Annotated in this window: 7 protein-coding genes; all 7 read left to right on the top strand. The window is 36.8% G+C overall.

Going from position 1 to position 9,464, the window contains the following annotated elements; translation table 11 throughout:
• A partial coding sequence (locus tag BMY85_RS15740) for an RCC1 domain-containing protein (RefSeq protein ID WP_330387325.1) occupies positions 1-905 on the top strand: 905 nt, incomplete at its 5' end.
• Between the two features lie 161 nt (positions 906-1,066).
• On the top strand, positions 1,067-1,231 hold the full coding sequence (locus tag BMY85_RS15735) for a hypothetical protein (protein WP_177180820.1): 165 nt from the start codon (positions 1,067-1,069) through the stop codon (positions 1,229-1,231).
• A gap of 289 nt (positions 1,232-1,520) precedes the next feature.
• Positions 1,521-3,467, top strand: a complete 1,947-nt coding sequence (locus BMY85_RS15140) for a glycoside hydrolase family 9 protein (protein ID WP_092479238.1) — start codon at positions 1,521-1,523, stop codon at positions 3,465-3,467.
• Positions 3,468-3,567: 100 nt separating this feature from the next.
• Positions 3,568-5,754 (top strand): endo-1,4-beta-xylanase, encoded by a 2,187-nt coding sequence (locus BMY85_RS15135; RefSeq protein ID WP_143066414.1) that lies wholly within the window; start codon positions 3,568-3,570, stop codon positions 5,752-5,754.
• A gap of 138 nt (positions 5,755-5,892) precedes the next feature.
• On the top strand, positions 5,893-7,731 hold the full coding sequence (locus BMY85_RS15130) for a sensor histidine kinase (protein WP_092479236.1): 1,839 nt from the start codon (positions 5,893-5,895) through the stop codon (positions 7,729-7,731).
• A gap of 15 nt (positions 7,732-7,746) precedes the next feature.
• Complete coding sequence (locus BMY85_RS15125) at positions 7,747-8,640, top strand: response regulator (protein WP_242939757.1); 894 nt, start codon at positions 7,747-7,749, stop codon at positions 8,638-8,640.
• A 364-nt stretch (positions 8,641-9,004) separates the two neighbouring features.
• Positions 9,005-9,337, top strand: a complete 333-nt coding sequence (locus tag BMY85_RS15120) for a cellulose binding domain-containing protein (RefSeq protein ID WP_092479234.1) — start codon at positions 9,005-9,007, stop codon at positions 9,335-9,337.
• Positions 9,338-9,464 lie beyond the last annotated feature (127 nt).

The raw sequence follows: 9,464 nt of genomic DNA, 5'->3' as shown, positions 1-9,464 counted from the left end.
CTAATATCAATGTTGGGGTTGCGGCTATTGATAACAGAGGGAAAGTACAAATAGCGGTTGATGATACGATTTACAGGGAGCATAGGTATGATACGAGTTTGGAATGGCATGATATCAAGGAGCTTTCTTATGCACAAAGTCGGCTAGATGGGCTGGATCAAACGGGACATATTTATTCAACAAAAGATACGGATCCTGCTTATAACTATGTTGCAGAAAAACTAAAATCCTATACAGAGATAGAAGGAATATCGACCGATTTTGATAGTTATGCTTTGTTATCTAAAACTGGAAAAATCGAAGCATTTTCCGAAAAGTATGATAAGTCATTTGAATTTTTTAAAGAGGAAACTTCTACATGGACAGATGTGGTAAAGGCAGTAAACGGTAAATCGTGTATTGTCGCATTAAAACAAGATGGCACTGTATATGTAGCAGATTATAATAAAAAATGTGGTGGCAGTGAAATTACATATGATGAAGTGGACGAGTGGACAGATATAGTGGATATTGCTGATGATACAGGGGGCTCGATAGTTGGACTGAAATCGGATGGAACAGTAGTTTGTACCAAAGAGGAAATAAAAGGTCCAGATGGATGTTTTGTCTATAACCCGAATACTTTTGATGTATCCGACTGGAATGATATAATTGCCATTTCTCAAAGCACTTACAGCTTACTGGGATTAAAGCGTGATGGAAGCGTGGTTGCAACTGGCAATAATGAAAACAAGCAATTAGATGTATCCGACTGGCACGACATTGTAGCAATTGCCGCTGGAGACTGGATTTCAGTCGGGTTAAAATCCGATGGAACAGTGGTGATTGCAGGGGATTGTGGAAGAATTGCGTTACCAGATGTCTCTAATATGAAGAACTTATATGTACCAACAGTCAAATATTGATAGATTCACAGTGTAAGCAAGGAAAGGAGAAAGCCACTTTATATTCCACGATATATTGGAATATAAGGTGTCTTAACAGGAATGTTTAATGTGCTTCATTCCTATAAAAGTGAAACATTAAACATCCAGTATGTTTATTATAATTAAAGGAGTAAAAATCAATGTCTATGAAAAATAAAGCAAAGGTTCTTTTTCTGATTCTTGCTGTCTGTCTGTTAAGTGGCTGTGGAATGGTTAAAGAAAAGAAGGAAGCCACAGAAGCAGAACACAAGGAAGCTGTAATAAAGAAAGCCATATCCTGTATTGAGGAGAAAAAATATCCCTAAGCCATCAGATTGTTATCTGGTTTGATGTCCTTTTGCACTGTTAGAAAAAATAAAAAGCAGGAAGAAGTTTTAGTTAAAATGTATAAATTAAAATGTTCTGTATAGGAAATCTTTGTTAAGATATACAAAAAATGACAAATAAACAAAGGGTAAAAGAGTTACAATTTGTTCATGTTGCGTAAGAAAAAAGCACATATTATGCAAGGATTGTTCACTTTTTTTGAGATTGGCTTATAATAAACTTACTAATGAAACAAAGAGAGGCGATTGCTTCTAAAAGGAGGATAATATGGTAAGTAATAAGCTTAAAAAAGTGTGTGCAATGGGATTAAGCGCAAGCATGGTTATAGCTACATTGGCTAATATAGCTCCTGTAAAGGCAGCTTCCATCGACTACAATTTAGCATTAAAGGATGCCGTAACATTCTATGATGCAAATAAATGCGGTAAAGATGCCGGGGAAGATAATGCATTTTCATGGCGTGGCGCTTGTCATACAACAGATGGTAAAGATGTTGGTTTAGATCTTAGTGGTGGATATCATGACTGTGGTGATCATGTAAAATTTGGTATCACACAGGGGTATGCAGCAAGTGTTTTAGCATGGAGTTATTATTCCTATAAAGATTCCTTTGCTAAATCAGGTTCTGAAGAAAAAATGCTTCAGACATTAAAACATTTCTGTGATTACTTCATGAAATGTCATCCAAACAGCAATGTATTCTATTATCAATTAGGCGATGGCAATCAAGACCATGCTTACTGGGATGCTCCAGAAAAACAGGGAAGCCGTCAGACAATGTTCAAAGTAGGCGGTGGAGACAAAGGTGCTGACGTTTGTGGTGAAGCAGCAGCAGCTTTAGCAATGGTGTCTATGACATATCCAGATTCTGCATATGCATCAAAATGCTTAGATTATGCAAAATCTCTTTATAAATTAGGAAAAGCAAACGAAGGATGCAGCCAGGGACAGAGTTTCTATACATCTTCCTCATTTAAAGATGATATGGCTTGGGCGGCTGTATGGTTAAACAAAGCTACAGGTGACAGCAGCTACATTTCGGATGCAAAATCCTATTTAGCTGATAAAAATGGCCCTCACACAGATGAATGGACAATGTGCTGGGATAACATGTGGATTCCTGCAGATCTTATGATGTATGAAATCACAAAAGACAGCAGTTATAAATCAGCAGTAGAACATAATCTTGATGCTTGGTATAACAGTATCCCTAAAACACCAGGCGGAATGGTATATTTAAATCAATGGGGCTGTTTAAGATATGCAGCAGCTCAGTCAATGGTTGCTATTGAATATTATGGTTTAACAAAAGATGCAAAAGCTAAGAGTTTTGCTACAAAACAGATTAACTATATTTTAGGTGACAATCCAAATAACTTCTCTTTCATTGTTGGATACGGAAGCAAATATCCAAAGCATCCACATCATAGAGCAGCGAATGGATATACCTATGCAGACAGTGGCAACTTAAGAGAAGCTAAGAACTTATTATTAGGAGCTTTAGTTGGTGGACCAAGTACATTTGGTGACAACTACAATGATAATGCACAGGACTATACAGCATCTGAAGTTGGCATTGACTACAATGCAGGTTTCGTTGGAGCGGTTGCAGGTCTTATTGCAGATGGAGCGATTTCTACACCAGTTGTACAGCCAAGTGTAGCACCAAGCGTGAAACCAAGTGTAGCGCCAAGCGTAAAACCATCCGTAGCACCAAGTGTGAAACCAAGTGTAGCGCCAAGCGTAAAACCATCAGTAGTGCCAAGCGTGAAACCAAGCGTAGCACCATCAAAAGCACCATCTGGAGAAGTTACAGGTTCTGTAGTTCCTAAGGTATCTGCAAATATTACAACAGGTGGACAAGTAAATTGTTCCTTTAACATTACATCTGCTGGAAAAGATGCTGTTGATTTATCTAAATTAACAATTCGCTTAAACTATACAAGATCTGGAAATGCAGCACAGACACTTACATGTGACAATGCTGGTTTACAGTTAAACGTAGCACCATACTACACAAGCCTTACAAGTGATGTAAAAGCAGCATTTGGTAACGGATATGTAGATATTACATTTGATACTGCACAAACAATTGCAACAGGTGCAGGAAGCTTAGCACTTGGATGCCGTATGTATCAGTCAGACTGGTCAAACTACTCTGACTTTACAGATGGTGGAGTGCAAGTATTCTATGATGGACAATTAGTAGGCTGATTCTAATATAAAAAATACCAATGATAAAAGCATCCTGCCTTTCGGGGCAGGATGTTCTGAGTTGATGGAAAGGAATTTTATATAACAGGAGGTAAAGAAAATGAAGAAAATGCAGAAACAGCTTTTATCTTTTGTAGTAGCATTTGCTATGGTGCTTACAATGTTTGTACCATTTCAGACTGCAAGTGCAGCATCTACAAAAACCTATGATTTTAGTAAATTATCTTATGCTACTGGATGGTATTCATCTTATTATATAAGTGGTGATGCTTTAAATGTGACTTATGATGAACTTTACGGAGAAGTAAAATTTACATTGCCAGAAACATTAGATATGTCGAACTGTGATGGTGTAAGTTTTAAAGTAACAAAATCAACAGGAGAACTTGCATTTAAGTTATACAATACAGCAGGTGACGAAGTTGCAGTAAAATACAATTTTGCTACGACAGGTACTTGTACTTTCGTACCAGACTGTGCGGAAAAAGTAAATTGTATTGGTATCATGTCTCAGACAGATGGAAGCATGCAGGCAACTGTAAGCAGCGTAGCATTTGACATGGGAGACAAAGTATCAGCTGAGCCAGTACCAGTATCTTCTGATGCGACTTTATTAAATACATACGGGAAAACATTCGGAAAAATCGGCAGTTGTGTAACACCAAATCAGTTATCCAATAGCAATACATTGAATGCAATTAAGAAACAGTATAACAGTGTTACAATGGAAAATGAAATGAAGCCAGATGCTGTAATTGGATATGATACTATGACAGTTGCACAGGCAAAAGCGGCTGGTTACTATATTCCAAGTAACTACAAAGAAAGTGTTGTACCAAAATTAAACTTTAACACAATGGATAGTGTAATGAAAACCTGTTACCAGAATGGCTTAAAATTACGTGCCCATACATTAGTATGGCATAGCCAGACACCAGACCGTTTCTTTAAGACAGGATTCCAGTCAGGTGGCAGTTATGTAAGCCAGGCACAGATGGATGCCAGAATGGAAATGTATATTAAAACAATTATGCACCATGTATATGACAGCCAGTACGGCAGCGTAGTTTATGCATGGGATGTTGCCAATGAATATTTCCACGCAAATAATTCTGGATGGCAGATTATTTACGGAAGTACACAGACTCTTGGTTCAAAACCAGGATTTATCAAAAAAGCATTCCAGTTTGCTCATGAAACTTTAGTAGAATACGGCTTAACAGATTCCGTTTCTCTATTCTACAATGATTACAATACATATATTGAGGCAGATAAAATTGTTGCATTAATTAACTGGATGAATCAGGAAGAAAAAATCTGTGATGGTGTTGGTATGCAGTCTCACCTTGATACAAGCTATCCAAGTGTTTCTTTATATAAGAGTACAATGCAGCAGTTTGCTAATGAAGGTTTTGAAATTCAGGTAACAGAATTAGATGTTACTTGCAAATCAACAGATGTCCAGGCACAGTATTACTATGATTTAATGAAAGCAATCCTTTCCTTAAAGAAAAAAGGAGCAAATATTACCAGCATTACTTACTGGGGATTATATGATAGTGTTTCATGGCGTTCCAGCCAGAGCCCACTTATTTTTTCTAGTTTAACATCACCTAAAAAAGCTTATACACAAGTATTACAAGCATATGTTGATTCAGGCATTGAGGCAGTACCAAGCACAGAACCAAGTGTGCAGCCAAGTGTGCAGCCAAGTGTAGTGCCAAGTGTGCAGCCAAGTGTAGTGCCAAGTGTGCAGCCAAGTGTAGAACCAAGTGCAGTGCCAAGCGTAGAACCAAGTGTACAGCCAAGTGCAGTGCCAAGCGTAGAACCAAGTGTACAGCCAAGTGCAGTACCAAGCGTAGCACCAAGCAAAAATCCTGTATCTGGTGTAATTCCAGTGGTTACAGTGAAATCTCAGATTGCAGGCGGCATCAACCAGAATTATACCATTAGTGCAGCAGGTTCTGATGAAGTAGATTTATCAAAAGTAACAATTCGTTATAACTATACAAAGAGCGGAGATAAAAAACAGATGTTCTGGTGTGACAATGCAGGACTTCAGATGAGCAGAGCACCATATTATGTAAATATCGCTCCATCTGTAAAAGCAGTATTTAAAGATGGCTGTGTAGAAGTATCTTTTGATTGCCAGCAGACATTAAAAGCTGGTGACAGTCTGGCAATGGGCGTACGTTTAACACAAGAAGACTGGAGTAGTTACAGCGCATTTGTTGAAAATGGTTATGAGGTATATTATGATGGGGCATTAGTTAGCTCTAATAAATAAGATTATTTAGCATTTTTATTAAAGGAATATGCATCTAAGGAAAGATGTGGCATTATGTAAAATAGTGCTACATCTTTTTTTTCTTGCGTATTAAAGTGTGGTAAGGTAAAATAAACTCGAAAAGGAGAATAATGGTATATGAAATTAGAAATTTTTACTGTGCCCAAATATGGATATCATGTCTTTATGATTGCTTTCCTATTGATTTTTTCATTTTACATAGAACAAGTTGGAGGGTTATTTCCTAATAATAAAGAAAAGATGGATTATGTTCATTTTGTAGGGACATATCAGAAAACAGAATCGGCACAGCCAAGGAAACTGGCCAAAACTGATTTTCCTGACGGAAAAACATATTCTCAGATTATAATAAAAGGACATTTTGACCAGCAGGTTCCAAAGGGAGTAAAACTGTATATGTTTATGTCCTCTATGAGAGTACAGATGTGGAAGAATGCAAAGCGGATATTTACATATGGAGAGAGGGAAAGTCTGCCATCTATCATAAAATCGGCTGGAAGAGAGTGGGCTTACTATCAGTCAGAAGGAATAGAGGTTCATGATCAGATAGAAATTCATATTCAGCTAGTTTACAGGAATAATGGAAAATCTGTGTATCAGAATTTTCTGTCAAGTTTCTGTATCGGAGAGCGTTACACATTGCTTACTGAACAGTTAAAAAAATATTTTCTGAAAATCATAATATCCTTTATTGTTTTTGTAATGGGCCTTCTTTTTTTGGTTTTCTTAATGGCTTTTCGACATATGAATATCCCTATTGCAAAAGGAAGCGTATCCTGTGGAATGCTTATGCTTACAGGTGGTGCATGTACGTTAATTGATTATAAATGTACTACTTTGCTTTTAGAAAATGGAATATTTATAATGATTTTTGATTATGTACTTCAGCTTTTGATAGGAGGCTTTCTTCTGTTAAATCTGAAGAATTACTTAATCAGTGCGAAATTCATAAAAGCTGCTAATATATTTGTTTACATATGGAGTGGTTTAGCTGGGCTTTATTTTATATTGCAAGGAACGGGAAAGGCGGATGGACAAGAGCTGATTCTTGATTATATATCTGTGTTAATAATAATGATAGTTATAATTTTGATTTTGCTAGTGGTTGATTTAAAAAAACATTCCGATAAAAAAATTAAGGAATTGCTTTATTCTTGCATTGTACTTACAGCAGCATGTATAATAGAGGTGCTTCATTTTGCTATAACAAAGAGGTATTGGATTATTGTCTTAGAAGCAGGACTGTTCTGTTTTACTGCTGGGCAGACCAGAATGCTGCTGATTTATACAAAACAGAATTACGAGAAAGGAAAACGGGCGGATGAACTCGAGAAAGAACTGGTTCAAAGCCGCATTGCAGTTATGTTAAGCCAGATACAGCCGCATTTTTTATATAACACTTTAACCAGTATTCAAGAATTATGTTTAATGGACCCTGAGAAAGCACATCAGGCTATTACATGGTTTTCGCAGTTTCTACGAGGAAATATGGATTCTTTGTCAACCACAGAACTTATCCCTTTTGAAAAGGAATTAAATCATGTTAAGAATTATTTAAAACTTGAGAAAGTAAGATTTGGGGACTTACTAGAAGCAGAATATGATATACAGGTTAAGAATTTTAAGGTGCCGGCACTTTGTATTCAGCCAATTGTAGAGAATGCAGTCCGTCATGGCATTGTAAAACAGGAGAAGCCAGGAACTGTAAGTATACATACCTATGAGGATGCACATGGAATACATATAATAGTTATGGATAATGGGAGAGGCATGAAATTTGACAAGGACAGGAACATTGTTATACATGACAATATAAAGAAAACACATATAGGTATAGAAAATGTCCGTAGGCGAATTAAGGAACAATGCAGCGGGACTCTTGATATAGTAAGTGAAGAAGGGAAAGGCACACAGGTTAAAATAAGCATTCCAAGGCAAAATGCCGAGAAATTTTAGGAAAGGAAATGTAAGATGGATGATTCAGTAAATGTTATACATGAGACAAAAAAGATGAATATTATAGCAGTTGATGATGAAGTATTAGCACTAAAAAGTTTGATTCGTGTGCTGGAAAAGGTATTTTCGGACTCTAATATTAAGGGATTTCAGAAAAGTACAGAAGTCCTTGACTATGTAAGGCAGTTGATGGAACAGAAAGAGAAACTAGATTATGCTTTCCTAGATGTTGAGATGAGGGAAATGAGCGGGATTGAGCTGGCAAAGGAACTTAAAGAACTGTGTCCAAGTGTCCGTATTTTATTTGTTTCAGCCTACAACCAGTATGCATGTGAAGCATTTCAGCTTCATGCCAAAGGATACATATTAAAGCCTGCTACAGAAGATTTAATTGTAGAAGCATTAGACAGTATGGAAATAGAGTGGCGTCAGCCGAGGAAAATTGCCGATCTGGAAGAAGGAAAATGTGTATCCGTTCACACATTTGGTAACTTTGATGTTTTCGTAGAAAATGAACCAGTACAGTTTGAAAGAAGTAAATCCAAAGAACTTTTTGCCTATCTAATAGACCGTTGCGGTGCAGGGAGCAGCACAGCCGAAATTGCTGCTGTATTATGGGAAGATGTCGTAGATCGAAAAAAGCTTAAAAATTCAACACAGACAGTTATACATTCTATGATGCAGTCATTGAAGCAAAGAAATATAGAAGATGTGGTTGTGAAAAAGTGGAACTACTTAGCAGTTGATATATCCAAAGTGGAGTGTGATTATTATAAATTCCTTGAGGGTGATGCAGTAGCAGTAAACTCTTATATGGGAGAATACATGTCTAATTACAGCTGGGCAGAGATGACAACTGCAAGCTTGTTAGAAGATAAAATGGCTCAAAGGAACAATATAAGAAGATAAAAAAGAAAAATAAAATTTTTTGTTGTACTTTTTGTAATACTTTTGTTGTACCTTGAGGTGTAAAATAGACTCATCAAAATGATTCGTTGCCAGTAGAAAGGAGTGGAAGCAGTAGAAGCAGCAGAATCATTCGTTTAGGGAAAAAGGAAAAATATTAGTAGAATGAAAGGATTATTTATTAAAGTTTTATTTGGGGATTTTTTTATGAAAACGCAGGTGGTTGTGCTTGCGTTTTTTTTCGTGGGAAAAATAGGTTTATAAAACTTTTTTAGGATATAATTGATAGATGTTTCTATGAAAATCGTCGGGTGCTATAATTCACATATGTTAATTTGATGTTTTTATTTTCCTGAAAAGTCTACAAATGCCAAGTTATTGTTTGAAAAATCAGAAAGGAGCATACCATGAATCGAAGATACAGACAAAGAAGAATACTATCTGCCATACTGGTACTGTCAATGGTGTTAAACCTTATAGTGCCATCCAGTATACAGGCAGAGACTGCCAAAGAAAGTACGACGGTACAGAAGATGGATTTGCAATAAACTTTCAGATAACAAGCCGCTGGGATGGGGCATTTACTGCCAATGTGACCATACAGAATACAGGCAGCAAACCCATACAGAACTGGGCTTTACAATTCAGTATGGCATGTAATATCACAAACATCTGGAACGGAGCAGTCTATCAGCATTAAGAGAGGAGTTAGCGGGAAAGAAGCACTGGCAAAGGAAGTTGGAGGAATTCCGCAGTATTATTTTGAAACACGTGTAAATGGAGAAAAAGGTGGTCGATTTGTTGATCGGTTTGCAGATAATGTGGCA

Source organism: [Clostridium] polysaccharolyticum, from assembly GCF_900111595.1.
GTDB lineage: Bacteria > Bacillota > Clostridia > Lachnospirales > Lachnospiraceae > Clostridium_AI > Clostridium_AI polysaccharolyticum.
This window is presented reverse-complemented; position numbering and strand designations above follow the sequence as displayed.